Source organism: Rubrivivax soli (genome assembly GCF_049810355.1).
In the GTDB taxonomy this organism is placed as follows: Bacteria; Pseudomonadota; Gammaproteobacteria; order Burkholderiales; family Burkholderiaceae_C; genus Rubrivivax.
In genome coordinates this window covers 5,310,381-5,323,755 of sequence record NZ_CP187368.1, presented here as the reverse complement: position 1 = coordinate 5,323,755, position 13,375 = coordinate 5,310,381, and the positions used below count along the sequence as shown (strand labels likewise).

The window sequence follows — 13,375 nt, the reverse complement described above, 5'->3', positions numbered from 1 at the left end:
GGCATCCCGACCATGACCCAGCCCTCCCCTCAGCCCCACCCGGGCACCGCGCTCGTCACCGGCGCGTCTTCCGGCATCGGCGCCGTCTACGCCGAGCGGCTTGCCCGGCGCGGCCACGACCTCGTGCTGGTGGCGCGCCAGCGCGACCGGCTCGCCGCGCAGGCCAGGCGCATCACTGCGCAGACCGGCCGCTCGGTCGACGTCATCGATGCCGACCTCGCCGACCGCGCACAGCTGGCCGTGGTCGAGCAGCGGCTGCGCATGGACCGGCGCATCACGCTGCTGGTCAACAACGCCGGCATCGGCACGCACACGGCGCTGCTGGACAGCGACGTCGAGCGCATGACCCAGCTCATCGCGCTGAACGTCACGGCGTTGACGCGCCTGACCTACGCGGCCGTGCCCGGCTTCGTCGCACGCGGCAGCGGCGCTGTCATCAACATCGCGTCCATCGTCAGCATCGCGCCGGAGCTGCTGAACGGCGTCTACGGCGGCAGCAAGGCGTTCGTGCATGCCTTCAGCCTGTCGCTGCAGCACGAGCTGGCCGACAAGGGCGTGCGCGTGCAGGCCGTGCTGCCGGGTGCCACAGCCACCCCGTTCTGGGACGCGGGCGGCCTGCCGCTGGAGCACCTGCCGCAGGAGATCGTGATGCGTGCCGACGACATGGTCGACGCCGCGCTGGTGGGCTTCGACCGCGGCGAGACGGTCACCATCCCGTCGCTGCATGCCGAGCAGGCGTGGCTCGCCTACGATGCCGCGCGCAAGGCACTCACGGGCCAGCTGTCGAGCAACACGCCCGCGGCGCGCTACCTCGCAGCGCACTGAAGGCGCACGGGGTCGGCCCTGCAGGCCGATCCCGGCTCACGGCGGCGCCGCCAGCGCCCGCGACACCGGCAGCGCACGCAGGCGCCTGCCGGTGGCGGCATGGATGGCGTTCGTGATCGCCGGCGCGATGCCCGAGGTGCCGGGCTCGCCCATGCCGCCCGGCGCTTCGCCGCTGGCCACGATGTGGACCTCGATGGCCGGCACCTCGTGCATGCGCAGCGTGCGCACGTCGTGGAAGTTGGACTGCTGCACGCGGCCGCGCTCGAGGGTGATCTCGCCGAACAAGGCCGCGCTGGTGCCGAACAGCACGGCGCTCTCGACCTGCGCGCGCACCGTGTCGGGGTTGACGATGACGCCGCCGTCGACCGCGCACACCACACGGCGCACCCGCACCTCGCCCGCGTCCGGCACCTGCACCTCGGCCACGAGGGCCATGAAGGTGCCGAAGGCCTGCTGCAGCGCAACCCCGCGCCCCACGCCGGGCGGCAGCGGGCCGCCCCAGCCCGCGCGCTCTGCCGCCAGCTGCAGCACGGCGCGCGCACGCGGGTTGCCGTCCAGCATCGACAGCCGGAACGCGACCGGGTCGCGCCGGGCCGCTGCCGCCAGCTCGTCGATGAAGCTCTCGACGACGAAGACATTGTGGGTGGGCCCGACACCGCGCCAGAAGGCGGTGGGGATCTGCGGCGGCTCGTGGTTCACGTACTCCACCAGCACGTTGGGCATGGCGTAGGGCGGCTGCACGGCGCCGTCGACCGTGTCGGGGTCCAGGCCGTTCTGGTAGGCCGGCGGCAGCCAGCGCTTCAGGATGGACGAGCCGGTGATGCGGTGGCGCCAGCCGACGATGCGCCCCTGGGCGTCGAGCCCGGCGCTCAGCGTGTCGTGGAAGCAGGGACGGTACAGGTCGCGGCGGATGTCCTCCTCGCGGCTCCACACCACCTTGACCGGCCCCTGCACGTGCCGCGCGATCTGCACCGCCCGCGTCACGAAGTCGACGTCGAGCCGGCGGCCGAAACCGCCGCCGAGCAGGTGGTTGTGCACCACCACCCGGTCGGGCGCCAGGCCGCCGGCCCGCGCGGCGGCATCGCGCGCGCGGCCCATCACCTGCGTGCCGGTCCAGACTTCGCAGCGGTCCGGTGTCAGGTGCACGGTGCAGTTGACAGGCTCCATCGCCGCGTGCGCCAGCATCGGCAGCGTGTAGGCGGCCTCGAGCCGGGTCGTGGCGCCGGCGATGGCCTGTGCGGCGTCGCCGTCGCTGCGCGCCGTGGCGGCAGCCCCGCGCGAGGCCGCGCGCATCGCGGCGATGATCTCGGCCGTGCCGGTGCGGGCGTTCGGGCCGTCGTCCCACACGAGGTCCAGCGCGGCCAGCCCCTTGCGGGCCGCGCCCATGTGGTCGGCCACCACCGCGACGGCATCCTGGAGCTGCACCACCTGCCGCACGCCGCGCACCGCGCGCGCCGCGCTGTCGTCCAGCCGACGCAGCGTCCCGCCATAGGCCGGCGCCTGCGCCAGCGCCGCGAAGCGCACACCCGGCGGCAGCGCGTCGATGCCGAAGCGGGCCGAGCCGTCCACCTTCTGCGGCGTGTCCAGACGCCGCGCCGGCGTGCCGATCAGCCCGAACTGCGCCGGCGGCTTCAGCACCACCTGCTGCGGCGCGGGCAGCATTGCCGCGTCGTTGACCAGCGCACCGTAGGCCAGCCTGCGCCCGCTCGGCACGTGCACGACCGTGCCGCGCTCCGCACGGCAGTCGGCCACACCGACCTGCCAGCGCCGCGCCGCGGCCTCCACGAGCAGCAGCCGGGCCACCGCGCCAGCCCGCCGCAGCGGCATGTAGGCCGCGCGGATGGCCGACGAGCCGCCCGTCATCTGGAAGCCGAACAGCGCATTGGCGTAGGCGGTGTCGTCGGCCGGGGCGTGCTGCAGATGCACGCTGTCCAGCGGCACCTCCAGTTCCTCGGCGATGAGCATCGGGATCGACGTGTAGGTGCCCTGCCCCATCTCGACGAACGGCATGACCAGCGTCACCCGGCCCTGCACGTCAATGCGCACGAAGGCGTTCGGCGCGAACGGCGCCTCGGCAGCCGTCCCGCCTCCGGCTGCGCGGGCGGAAGTGCCGGGCGCCACCGCGGACCCGATGCCGACCACCAGGCCGCCGCCGGCCGCCAGGCCCGTGCGCAGGAAACCCCGGCGCGCTGCGTCGGCGCTCACGGTGCGCTCCCCACGGCCGGCGCCGCGAGCGCGCGTGCCGCCTGGTGGATGCCCTGGCGGATGCGGTGGTAGGTGCCGCAGCGGCAGAGGTTGCCGGCCATGGCCGCGTCGATGTCCGCATCGCTGGGCGCGGGGTTCGCGACCAGCAGCCCCGCCGCCGCCATCAGCTGGCCCGACTGGCAGTAGCCGCACTGCGGGACGTCGAGCGCCACCCAGGCCTGCTGCAGCGCACGGCCGACGGGGCTGCGGCCGAGCTGCTCGATGGTGTCGACCCTGGACCGGCCCAGCGATCCGACCGGCGTGGTGCAAGAGCGCACGGGCACGCCGTCCACGTGGACCGTGCAGGCGCCGCACAGGCCCACCCCGCAACCGAACTTGGTGCCGGTCAGGCCCATCACGTCGCGCAACACCCACAGCAGCGGAATGTCGGCATCGACCTCCACCGCCCGCCGCACTCCGTTGACATCGACTTGCTGCTGCGCTGCCATCATGCACTCCAGGAAGGACATGCGGACCATTCTCGAAGTCGGTGTGCGGCCGGTCCTGTGCCGGGCGGCGCAGGCGCCGCTGCCTCTTGTGGCCAGGGCGATCTCAGGCCGTCTCGGCCAGTGCCATCAGGCCGCGGCGCAGCGCGATCGTGACGGCATGGGTGCGGTCGTTGGCGCGCAGCTTGTGGATGACGTTCTTCATGTGGCTCTTGATCGTGTCCTCGCTCAGGCCCAGCTCGCCGGCCACGCGCTTGTTGGACAGGCCGGCCCCGACGCGGCGCAGCACCACCAGCTCGCGGCCGGACAGCGCGTCGTCGCCCAGGTGCCGGGCCAGCTCGATGGCGGCGTCGTGCTGCACGTAGCGCCCACCGGCATGCACCAGCCGGATGGTGTCCACCAGCTCGGTGCGCGCCACGCTCTTCAGCAGGTAGCCCGCCGCCCCCTGCTGCAGCGCACGACGCACCGGCGCGTCCCCCGGAAAGGTGGTGAGCATCACGATCCGGGCCGCCGGACTGGTGCGGCGGATCTCGGCCACCGCCGCCAGGCCGTCCAGCTCGGGCATCTGGATGTCCATCAGCGTCACGTCGGGGCGGTGCGCGTCGAATGCCGCCAGCGCCTCGCGGCCGTTGCAGGCTTCGGCGACGACGGTCATGCCGGGCGCACCCTGCAGCAGCGCAACGATGCCGGCGCGCAGCAGGGCATGGTCGTCGACCACCAGCACCCGGATCGGTGCCGCGCCCCTGCCGGTGTCCGTGCCCGGCGGCATCAGCACTGCGGCGCCTCCCCGCCCGGGCCCGTGCCGCGCCGCCGCACCTGCGCCGCGTAGGCCGCGTGTGCGGGCACCTCCAGCACCACGGCGGTGCCGCCACCGGGCAGGCCGTGGCAGGTCAGCCGGGCACCGAGTTCCGCCGCGCGCTCGGCCATGCCGAGCAGGCCGCAGCCCCCGGCAGCGGCCGCCGCCGCGGCGGCGTCGGGTGCCAGGCCGACGCCGTCGTCGTGGATGCGCAGACGCAGGGCGTCGCGGCCGGCGTCGAGCTGGATCGTGACGTGTGCCGCCCCGGCGTGCCGGAGCGCATTGCGGATCGCCTCGCGCCCGATCGCGGTGGCCGCCTGCAGCGCCTGCGGCTGCAGGCGGCGTGGCGCGCCGGTGCACTGCGTGTGCACCTGCACCGTGGACGCGCCGCTGCCCGGCCGCGCAGCCAGCCGCGCTGTCGTTGCCAGCGCAGCGCACAGCATGCGCGCATCGCCGTCGCCGGCACGCAGCCCGAGCACCCGGTCACGGCCTTCCGCCGCCACGCGCTCGGCCGCGACGATGGCGCGCTGCAGCGCCGTGCGGTGGCCGCTGGCGGCGGGCAGCCGCTCGACCAGCGCCTGCAGCTCGAACGCGAGCGCCTGCGTGCCCTGCAGCAGCGTGTCATGCAGCTCGCGCGCAATGCGCTGCCGCTCGTGCAGCCGCGCCCGCACGGCGGCCCGCCGCACACCCCACCGGTGCAGCCCGGCCAGCACCAGCACCAGCACCAGCATAGGCACCAGCCCCGGCAAGGCGGCCAGGTCCGGCCACCACGCCAGCGACCACGCATCCGACAAGGCACCACAACTGAACATGCGCATTCCCAGGGACTTCGGGAGAGGAACAACGCGCTTCAGCTTAGGTGCAGGTGCCCCGTCCGGCCATCACGGCTTTCCGTGCACCCCGGGGCCGCCTCCTTTGGCCGCGGGCCGGACCCCACCCCGGGCCGGCGGCGCTGGCAGTGCGGGTCGAGATCGTCCCGGTGCTGCTGTTGCTGCCGGGGTTGCAGGCCCGCTGGGCGTGGCCGGCGGACTGCGGGCGCTGCGCTCGGGGCGGCACGCCACCCCGCTGTGCGCCCTGCGGCGCGCTGCCCGGCCTGCAATCACGGAAAGACTTGATCGCCGCGGCTCGGGAAGGCTGCTAGTCTTTCCAGATGTTCCGTGATCCCCGTGCCCCCGGGCGGCCCTGGCGCCGGCGCGTGCCGTGCGGCGGCGCGGCGCACGGCCGGGCCGCGCGCGGCAAGCCCGAATGAACCCGACCGAGGACTGCATCGTCGTCGTCGACGACGACTTCCGCGTGCGCGAGGCCCTGCAGAACCTGCTCGAGTCCGAGGGATTCGCCGTCGTCACCTTCGGCACCGCCACCGCCTACATGGAGCACGCGCACATGGCCAGCCCGTCGTGCCTGGTGCTCGACGTGCAGCTGCCCGACATCAGCGGGCTGGACCTGCAGCGCCGGCTGGCCGGGCCGGCACACACGCACCCGCACCCGCACATCGTCTTCATCACCGGGCACGGCGACATTCCCAGCTCCGTGCAGGCTTGCAAGGCGGGCGCCGTCGACTTCCTCACCAAGCCGTTCAGCGACGTGCAGCTGCTGCGTGCGGTGCGCGAGGCCGTCGAACGCGGACGGCAGGCCCGGCGCAGCCAGGCCTGGCACCGCGACCTGGCGGCGCGGCTGGCGACACTGTCGCCACGCGAGCGCGAGGTGCTGCCGCTGATCGTCAGCGGACTGATGAACAAGCAGGCGGCGGCCGTGCTCGGCATCAGCGAGATCACGCTGCAGATCCACCGTCGCAAGATCATGGCCAAGATGGCCGCCGACTCGCTGCCCGACCTCGTCCGCATGACCGACACCATGGGCATCGTGCCGACCCACTCGCGGCGCGCGCGGCCATGAGCGCGGCGCCGCTCGTCGCCGTCGTGGACGACGATCCCCGGGTGCTCGAATCGATCGAGAACCTGCTGCAGTCGGCGGGATTCTTCGTGCAGACCTACGGCTCGGCGCAGCAGCTGCTGCGGTCCCCCGACCTGGCGGGCGTGGCCTGCCTCGTCTCGGACGTGTCGATGCCGGACATGGACGGCTTCGCGCTGCAGCAGCGCGTGGCGGTTCTGCGGCCCGGTCTGCCGGTGATCTTCATCACCGGCCACGAGCTGGGCGCGGCCGCACTCGCCCAGGCGCAGCGCGGCCAAGGCCTGCTGCGCAAGCCGTTCGAGGGCGCCGCGCTGCTGGCTGCGGTGGCCCGGGCGTTGGCGGGCACACGGCCATGACGCTGGCGCCCCGCGACCCGGCCCGGCAACTGCTCGACGCGCTGCCGCTGCTGGCGCTCACGGCCGCGCCGACGGGTGCGGTGGACTTCGTCAACCGGCCTTGGTGCCAGTACACGGGCCTGGACGAGGCTGGGTCGATGGGATGGGGCTGGGCCGCGGCACTGCACCCCGGCGAGCGCGACGACGTGCTGCAGCGCTGGTGCACGGCCGCGGCGGACGGCACGCCGGTGGAGATCGAGCTGCGCCTGCGCCGCGCGGACGGCGACTACCGCTGGCACCTGGCACGCGCCCAGGCCCTGCGCAGCCCGGCCGGCGCGGTGGTGGGCTGGTGCGGCACGTGCACCGACGTCGAGAACCGCCGGCGCACCGACCAGGCACTGCAGGACAGCGAACGCGCCGCCCGGCTGGTGGTCGACACCATCCCGGCGCTGGTCTTCACCACCACCGTGGCCGGCACGCTGGAATACGCCAACCAGCGCCACACCGCGTACTTCGGCCGGACGCTCGAGGAGCTCCGGGCCTGGGAGCAGACCGACGCGATCCATCCCGACGACCTGCCGCGTGTGGTGGCCGACTGGCAGCGCTACATGGCCGCCGGCGAACCCTGCGACGCCGAGCTGCGCCAGCGCCGCGCCGACGGCGTCTACCGCTGGTTCCACTACCGCGCGGTGCCGGCGCGCGACGCCACCGGGGCGATCGTGCGCTGGTTCGTGCTGGCCACCGACATCGAGGACCTGCACACCGCACGCGGCACGCTGCTGGCGACGCAGGCTCAACTGGCGCGCGCCGCGCAGCTGGCGGCCCTGAGCGAGCTGTCCGCGTCGATCGCGCACGAGATCAACCAGCCGCTGGCCGCCATCATTGCCAACGACAGCGCCTGCCGGCGCTGGTTGACCGGTGACCCGCCGAACGTCGAGCGCGCGCTGGTCAGCGTCGACCGCATCGTGCGCGACGGCCACGCGGCGGCGGACGTGGTGCGCCGGATGCAGTCGCTGTTCCGGCGCGCGCCGCCGCTGCGCGCGCCGCTGGACATCAACGCGCTCGTCGTGGAAGTGCTTGCGCTGCTGCGCGACGAGTTCCGCGGCCGCGGCATCGTGTGGCAGACCCGGCTCGCGGACGGCCTGCCCGCCGTGCAAGCCGACCGCGTGCAGATCCAGCAGGTGCTGTTCAACCTGCTGCGCAACGGCGCCGAGGCGATGGACGGCGTCGAGGGGCGCCCGCGCACGCTGACCGTCGCCACGCGGCAGCTGGCGTCGGATCTGGTGGTCGCAGTCGCCGACCACGGGGTCGGCATCCCTGCTGGCAGCACCGCGGCGATGTTCGAGTCGTTCTACACGACCAAGCCCAACGGCATGGGCATGGGCCTGGCGATCTGCCGCTCGATTGCCGAGGCCCACGGCGGGCGTCTGGAGGCCTGCCGCGACACGCCGTTCGGTTCGACCTTCACGCTGGTGCTGCCGCTGGGCGCTGCGGCGGACGTTGGCGACGCTACAGGTCCAGCGTGAGCACCGGCGTGTGCGCGCGCGACACGCACAGGCAGACCAGACGGCCGCTGGAGCGCTCCGCGGCGGTCAGCACCTCGTCGCGGTGGTCGGGCGTGCCGTCCAGCACCGGCACCGCGCAGGTGCGGCAGATGCCGACGCGGCACGACGCCGCCGCCGGCACGCCGGCCTGCTCCAGCGCCTGCAGCATCGTCTGTCCAGGCAGCACGTGCACGACCCGGCCGCTGCGGTGCAGACGCAGGGCGAAGGCGGTGTCGCCCGCCTGGCCATCGGGCGGCGCAAAGCGCTCGCTGTGGATGTGCGCGGGCGCAACCCCGGCGGCCAGCGCCCGCGTGCGCACCGCGGCCACCAGCGAAGGCGGGCCGCACACGTAGACCTGCAGCTGCGCAGTGTCGCTCCGCTGCAGCAGGCGGTCGATATCGAGCCGGCGGCCGGCGTCCGACGGGTGCAGCACGTGGCGCGTTCCCAGCAGCGCCGCCAGTTCGTCGGCATAGGCCGCCTCGCGCACCGAGCGCACCGCGTGGTGCAGCGCGCAGGCACGGCCGGCGTGCACGAGCTGCAGCGCCATGGCCTTCAGCGGCGTGATGCCGATGCCGCCGGCGACCAGCAGGCACGGGCCTGTGCCTCCGGCCAGCGGGAAGTGGTTCTGCGGCGGATCGGCACGCAGCACCGTGCCGAGCGACCACTGCGCGTGCGCGAACGCCGCGCCGCCGCCGGGCGTGTGCAGCACGGCGACCTCGTAGCGGCTGCGGTCGCGCGGGTCCGAGGCAATGGAGTAGTGGCGTGAGGCCGCAGTGCCGTCCGGCAGCGCGACAGGCAGCACCAGGTGCGCACCGGCGTCGAAGGCCGGCAGCGGCGACCCGTCGGCGTGGCGCAGCTCGAATGCCCGCACCCGTGGCGTGAGCTGCCGCACGCCCGCCACCACCAGCGCCACCGCGCCGCGGCCCAGCGTGCGCGGGCCGGCAGCCGCCGGCTGCGCGGTCCGTTCGAACTCGGCGACACGTCGCTCGGCACGCTCGGCCCGTGCGCGCAGCGGTGCGGTGGCTGCGGCGACCTCCTGCTCGGTGAAGCGCGCCACGATGTGTTGCGGGCAGTTCCAGTCGTGGCCGGCGACCTGCACGACGAACACACGTTCGACCGTCGCCGCCGGGTGCGCCAGCCGCAGGCGCTCGAACAGGGCCGGGTCCGCCTGCGCGTCCAGCAGCCTCGCGCGCCCGAACAGCTTCAGGCGGCGCTGCGCCGCCGGGTCGACGAACAGGATCGAGATCCGGTCGTCCTGGCCCAGGTTGCCCACGCTCAGGTACTGCTGGTTGCCGCGGAAGTCGGGGTAGGCGATGGTGCGTTCATCGAGCACCTGGATGAAGCCGGGCGGACCGCCGCGGTGCTGCACGTAGGGCCAGCCCGTTTCGCTGACCGTGGCCTGGACCAGGGTGTCGCGCGCCGCGATGAAGGCCTGCTCGCGCGCGCCCAGCCCCTCGTCGGGCGCCGCCGCATCGTCGGACAGCGTGTACTGCGCGGCGCTGCCATGGCGCTGCTGCAGCGCCTGGACGGCGGGCGTGAAGGCGATGCGTGCGTAGCCCTGGCTCATGGTGTCTTGCGGCAGTCGGGGTTCAGTGCGCCAGCTGCATCTCGACGGTCGGGAAGTCGATGTCGATCTGCCCGGCCTTGCCCAGGATGTTGGTGAGCAGGTTCATGCCCACGTGCGTGATGATCTCGACGATGGCAGCGTCCGAGTAGCCGGCGTTGCGGATCACCATCAGCTCGGTGGCGTCGATCTCGCCGGTCCTGGCGGCCAGGCTCAGCGCGAAGCGCACCGCCTCGGACGCCTGCGCGTCCTCGCTGCTGCCGGCGCGGGCGGCCGCCACTTCGGCGCTGCTGAGCCCGGCCTTGCGGCCGATCGCGGTGTGCGCCGAGACGCAGTACTGGCAGCCGTTGGCCTGCGCCAGCGCCAGGGCGATGCGCTCGCGGGTCCGGGCGTCCAGCACGCCGGCACCCGCCACGCCGTGCAGCCCCAGGAACGCACGCAGGGCCACCGGCGAGTTGGCCAGCGCGCGCAGGAAGTTGGGCACCATGCCGAGCTGCGACTGGATGCCGTCGAGCAACTGCTGCTGCTCGGGCGTGGCGTTGGTGCTGGTGACGAGGTTCAGACGGCTCACGGGACGCTCCTGTGGTGGGGTGGGGGTGGATGGGAGCCGCCATGCTCGGCCGCAGACCGGCGGCTCGGCACCCTCGAAAGGTCCACGCGGCGCTGCCCCGAAGCGCCGGGCGCCGCGCATGCCGGCCCCTGCCGCCACCGGCCATCGGAGGCAGCGCGGGCTGCCGCCGCCGGCGGTGGGGCGCTGGCCAGACGCTGCCTAGAGTGGCTGCATCGCCCGACGGAGCACCCCCATGCATCCACTGCTGACCGAGGTCATCGACGCGCACGGCGGCCTGCAACGCTGGCACGCGCACACGGCGGTCCAGGCCGACATCACCACCGGCGGCGGCTTCTGGGCCATGAAGGGCCTGGTGCAGGACGCCCGCACGCGCCAGATGCAGGTGGCCCTGCACCGGCAGGCGGCGTCGGTGCGCCCGTTCGGCAACCCCGACTGGCGCACGAACTACACGCCGCAGCGCGTGGCCATCGAGACCACCGACGGCCGCACCGTGCAGGAGCGCCTGGCGCCGCGCGCCGCGTTCGACGGCCACGGCATGCGCACGCCGTGGGACCCGCTGCACCGCGCCTACTTCAACGGCTATGCGCTGTGGACCTACCTGACCACGCCGTTCCTGCTGGCACTGCCGGGCGTGGAAGTGACGGACATCGCACCCTGGCACGAAGGCGGCGAGACCTGGCGCGCCCTGCATGCCCGCTTCCCCGCGTCGATCGCCAGCCACGGCGCCGAGCAGACGTTCTACTTCGGGCCCGACGGCCTGCTGCGCCGCCACGACTACCGGGTCGAGGTCGCGGGCGGATTCCCGGCGGCGCAGTACGTGCACGACATCGTCGAGGTCGACGGCCTGCGCTTCCCGAGCCGGCGCCGCGCGTACTTCCGCGGCACCGACCTGCAACCGGTGCGCGACCTGCTGCTCGTGTCCATCGACCTCGGCGGCTTCCGGCTGGAGCCGGCCGGGGCGCGTTGACACGGCCCGCGCCGCCTTCCGCCACCGCGGGCACCGCCCGCCACTCCTGGAGCGATCCGCCATGACCCCGACCCCCGCCCCGCCCGCCGACCCCGTGGTCGCGTACCGCCACGCCGACGTCGACGGCCTGCGCATGTTCTACCGCGCAGCCGGCGACCGCAGCCGGCCGGCCTTCGTGCTGCTGCACGGCTTCCCGTCGTCGTCGCACATGTTCCGCGACCTGATCCCGCGGCTGGCGCGGCATTTCCACGTCGTGGCACCGGACCTGCCGGGCTTCGGACACAGCGACGCGCCGGCCTGGCCCGACGGCTTCGCCTACACCTTCGACGCGCTGGCCGACAAGGTGCAGGCGCTGCTGGCGCACCTGGGGCTGGCGCGCTACCACCTGTACCTGCACGACTACGGCGGCCCGGTGGGCTGGCGGGTGGCCACGCGCGACCCGGCACGGGTGCTGGGCCAGGTGGTGCAGAACGCCAACGCCTACCGCGAGGGCGTCAGCGACGCCGCGGCCGCCGTGCTGCTGCCGCTGTGGGAGCGCGGCGACGAGACCGGCGCACGCCGCATGCTCGCCGCCGAGACCACCCGCATGCAGTACACGGCGGGCGCACGGGATGCGTCGGCGCTGAACCCCGACGCCTGGCTGCACGACCAGGCCCTGCTCGACCGGCCCGGCAACGACCTGAAGCAACTGGCGCTGTTCCGCGACTACGCCAGCAACCTGGCGCTGTACGACGCCTGGCAGGCGTACTTCCGCACGCACCGGCCGCGCACGCTGGTGGCCTGGGGCCAGGGCGATCCGTTCTTCACCGTGGCCGGCGCCAAAGCGTTCCAGCGCGACCTGCCCGAGGCGCGCATCGTGCTGCTGGACGGCGGCCACTTCGCGCTGGAGGAACACGCCGGCGCCATCGCGGCGCTGGCCATCGAACACTTCGGCTGAGCGCGCGGCCCGGCGGCGGGGGCCGCCACCGGGCGCGCGCCCCCCTCTGCCCTGGCTCTGCAGGGACTTGCCCCGTGCGTATGATGCCGCGCGTTGCAAGCACTCCCCCACCGCTGCGCCATGGCGAACCCGCGTGCTCCTGCTGCACTGACGCCGCCGGCTGGCCCGGAGGCCGAGCGTGATCTCGTCAGCGCCATCGTCGACACGCTGCCGGTGCTGGCCTGGACCGCGGGGCCGGACGGGGCGGTCGACTACTTCAACGGCCAGTGGCTCGCCTACACCGGCCTGCCGGCCGAAGAGGCGCTGGCCTGGCGCTGGCTGGCGGCCATCCATCCCGACGACCAGGAGCGCACCACGGCCCTGTGGCGGGCGGCGATCGCCAGCGGCCAGCCCGCCGAAGCCGAGATGCGCCTGCGCCGAGCCGATGGCACCTACCTGTGGTTCCTGTCGCGGGCCGTCGCCTTGCGTGACGACACCGGGCAGGTGCGCAAGTGGTACGGCACCAGCACCGAGATCGAGGACCGCTGGCGCGCCGAGCAGGCCCTGCGCGACAGCGAGCACAACTTCCGCCAGATCATCGACTCGGTCCCGGGGCTGATCTTCACGACGGCCCCCGACGGCGCCGTCGAGTTCGTGAACCGGCCGCTGCTCGATTACTTCGGCGTCGGGCTCGACGTGCTGCGGCACTGGCAGCAGACCGACCACGTGCACCCCGACGACCTGCCGCGCGTGATCGCCGACGCGACCCGCGGCTTCGCCTCCAGGCGGCCGTTCTCCTACGAAGAGCGGCTGCGCCGCCACGACGGCGCGTACCGCCGCTTCCGGTTGCTGGCGACGCCGATGCACAGTCCCGGCGGCGAGGTCGTGCGCTGGTACGGCGTGCTGACCGACGTGGAAGAGCAGCGCGCGGCCGAAGACGAACTCTCGGTGGCGCGGGTGCGGCTGTCGCGGGCGATGCAGGTGGCGGCCGTCAGCGAACTGGCGGCCTCCATCGCGCAAGGCGTGATGCGGCCGCTGGAAGGCGTGGTCGAAGCCGGGCAGGCCTGCCGGCAGGCGCTGGCGGCGCAGCCGCTGGATGTGGCCAGCGCACTGTCGCACGCCGACGGTGTCGTGCGCGACGCGCATGCCGCGGCCGAGGTGGTGCAGCGCATCCGCGGCCTGCTGCGGCAGCAGGTCGACCGGGCCCAGCCGGACAGCGGCGGCTGAACGCGGCCGGCCCTCACTCGATCGGGTGA

13 protein-coding genes are annotated in these 13,375 nt (G+C 74.0%); 7 read left to right on the top strand and 6 right to left on the bottom strand.

Annotated elements, in window-relative coordinates; translation table 11 throughout:
• Positions 1-12 precede the first annotated feature (12 nt).
• Positions 13-825, top strand: a complete 813-nt coding sequence (locus ACPOLB_RS24595) for an SDR family NAD(P)-dependent oxidoreductase (protein WP_425258684.1) — start codon at positions 13-15, stop codon at positions 823-825.
• 36 nt (positions 826-861) lie between these two features.
• On the opposite strand, the gene ACPOLB_RS24590 is transcribed toward ACPOLB_RS24595, so the two are convergent.
• From ACPOLB_RS24590 to ACPOLB_RS24575, 4 genes are all read right to left on the bottom strand, one after another.
• Positions 862-3,030, bottom strand: coding sequence for a molybdopterin cofactor-binding domain-containing protein (locus ACPOLB_RS24590; protein ID WP_425258683.1), 2,169 nt, complete (start codon positions 3,028-3,030; stop codon positions 862-864).
• Positions 3,027-3,539, bottom strand: coding sequence for a (2Fe-2S)-binding protein (locus tag ACPOLB_RS24585; protein ID WP_425258682.1), 513 nt, complete (start codon positions 3,537-3,539; stop codon positions 3,027-3,029). The genes ACPOLB_RS24590 and ACPOLB_RS24585 overlap by 4 nt, the downstream gene beginning before the upstream one ends.
• A gap of 82 nt (positions 3,540-3,621) precedes the next feature.
• Entirely contained in the window at positions 3,622-4,284 is a 663-nt protein-coding gene (locus tag ACPOLB_RS24580) for a response regulator (RefSeq protein ID WP_425258681.1), read from the bottom strand.
• A complete protein-coding gene (locus tag ACPOLB_RS24575; protein WP_425258680.1) occupies positions 4,284-5,123 on the bottom strand; it encodes a sensor histidine kinase in 840 nt (279 codons plus the stop codon). Before ACPOLB_RS24575 ends, ACPOLB_RS24580 begins: the two co-directional genes overlap by 1 nt.
• 433 nt (positions 5,124-5,556) lie before the next feature.
• Between ACPOLB_RS24575 and ACPOLB_RS24570 the strand changes: the two genes are divergently transcribed.
• From ACPOLB_RS24570 to ACPOLB_RS24560, 3 genes are read left to right on the top strand one after another with little or no spacing between them, the layout of a single operon-like run.
• Entirely contained in the window at positions 5,557-6,207 is a 651-nt protein-coding gene (locus ACPOLB_RS24570) for a response regulator transcription factor (RefSeq protein WP_425258679.1), read from the top strand.
• Positions 6,204-6,578, top strand: a complete 375-nt coding sequence (locus tag ACPOLB_RS24565; protein ID WP_425258678.1) for a response regulator transcription factor — start codon at positions 6,204-6,206, stop codon at positions 6,576-6,578. The genes ACPOLB_RS24570 and ACPOLB_RS24565 overlap by 4 nt, the downstream gene beginning before the upstream one ends.
• Positions 6,575-8,083, top strand: a complete 1,509-nt coding sequence (locus tag ACPOLB_RS24560) for a PAS domain-containing sensor histidine kinase (RefSeq protein WP_425258677.1) — start codon at positions 6,575-6,577, stop codon at positions 8,081-8,083. The genes ACPOLB_RS24565 and ACPOLB_RS24560 overlap by 4 nt, the downstream gene beginning before the upstream one ends.
• On the opposite strand, the gene ACPOLB_RS24555 is transcribed toward ACPOLB_RS24560, so the two are convergent.
• On the bottom strand, positions 8,067-9,668 hold the full coding sequence (locus ACPOLB_RS24555) for a pyridoxamine 5'-phosphate oxidase family protein (protein ID WP_425258676.1): 1,602 nt from the start codon (positions 9,666-9,668) through the stop codon (positions 8,067-8,069). The genes ACPOLB_RS24560 and ACPOLB_RS24555 overlap by 17 nt on opposite strands.
• Positions 9,669-9,690: 22 nt before the next feature.
• Positions 9,691-10,236, bottom strand: coding sequence for a carboxymuconolactone decarboxylase family protein (locus ACPOLB_RS24550; RefSeq protein ID WP_425258675.1), 546 nt, complete (start codon positions 10,234-10,236; stop codon positions 9,691-9,693).
• Between the two features lie 232 nt (positions 10,237-10,468).
• On the opposite strand from ACPOLB_RS24550, the gene ACPOLB_RS24545 reads away from it, so the two are divergent.
• The 3 genes from ACPOLB_RS24545 (at position 10,469) to ACPOLB_RS24535 (ending at position 13,346) form a co-directional block, all read left to right on the top strand.
• A complete protein-coding gene (locus ACPOLB_RS24545) occupies positions 10,469-11,203 on the top strand; it encodes a hypothetical protein (protein ID WP_425258674.1) in 735 nt (244 codons plus the stop codon).
• A gap of 61 nt (positions 11,204-11,264) precedes the next feature.
• Positions 11,265-12,140 carry an alpha/beta fold hydrolase gene (locus tag ACPOLB_RS24540; RefSeq protein WP_425258673.1) on the top strand — a complete coding sequence of 292 codons (876 nt, stop codon included), beginning with the start codon at positions 11,265-11,267 and terminating at the stop codon, positions 12,138-12,140.
• 120 nt (positions 12,141-12,260) lie between these two features.
• Positions 12,261-13,346, top strand: coding sequence for a PAS domain-containing protein (locus ACPOLB_RS24535; protein ID WP_425258672.1), 1,086 nt, complete (start codon positions 12,261-12,263; stop codon positions 13,344-13,346).
• Positions 13,347-13,375 lie beyond the last annotated feature (29 nt).

Excerpts from the sequence above, each read along its gene's own strand:
- ACPOLB_RS24595 (WP_425258684.1), top strand. The coding sequence starts at position 13 with ATGACCCAGCCCTCCCCTCAGCCCCACCCGGGCACCGCGCTCGTCACC.
- ACPOLB_RS24585 (WP_425258682.1), bottom strand. The coding sequence starts at position 3,539 with ATGTCCTTCCTGGAGTGCATGATGGCAGCGCAGCAGCAAGTCGATGTC.
- ACPOLB_RS24580 (WP_425258681.1), bottom strand. The coding sequence starts at position 4,284 with ATGCCGCCGGGCACGGACACCGGCAGGGGCGCGGCACCGATCCGGGTG.
- ACPOLB_RS24575 (WP_425258680.1), bottom strand. The coding sequence starts at position 5,123 with ATGTTCAGTTGTGGTGCCTTGTCGGATGCGTGGTCGCTGGCGTGGTGG.
- ACPOLB_RS24570 (WP_425258679.1), top strand. The coding sequence starts at position 5,557 with ATGAACCCGACCGAGGACTGCATCGTCGTCGTCGACGACGACTTCCGC.
- ACPOLB_RS24565 (WP_425258678.1), top strand. The coding sequence starts at position 6,204 with ATGAGCGCGGCGCCGCTCGTCGCCGTCGTGGACGACGATCCCCGGGTG.
- ACPOLB_RS24560 (WP_425258677.1), top strand. The coding sequence starts at position 6,575 with ATGACGCTGGCGCCCCGCGACCCGGCCCGGCAACTGCTCGACGCGCTG.
- ACPOLB_RS24555 (WP_425258676.1), bottom strand. The coding sequence starts at position 9,668 with ATGAGCCAGGGCTACGCACGCATCGCCTTCACGCCCGCCGTCCAGGCG.
- ACPOLB_RS24545 (WP_425258674.1), top strand. The coding sequence starts at position 10,469 with ATGCATCCACTGCTGACCGAGGTCATCGACGCGCACGGCGGCCTGCAA.
- ACPOLB_RS24540 (WP_425258673.1), top strand. The coding sequence starts at position 11,265 with ATGACCCCGACCCCCGCCCCGCCCGCCGACCCCGTGGTCGCGTACCGC.
- ACPOLB_RS24535 (WP_425258672.1), top strand. The coding sequence starts at position 12,261 with ATGGCGAACCCGCGTGCTCCTGCTGCACTGACGCCGCCGGCTGGCCCG.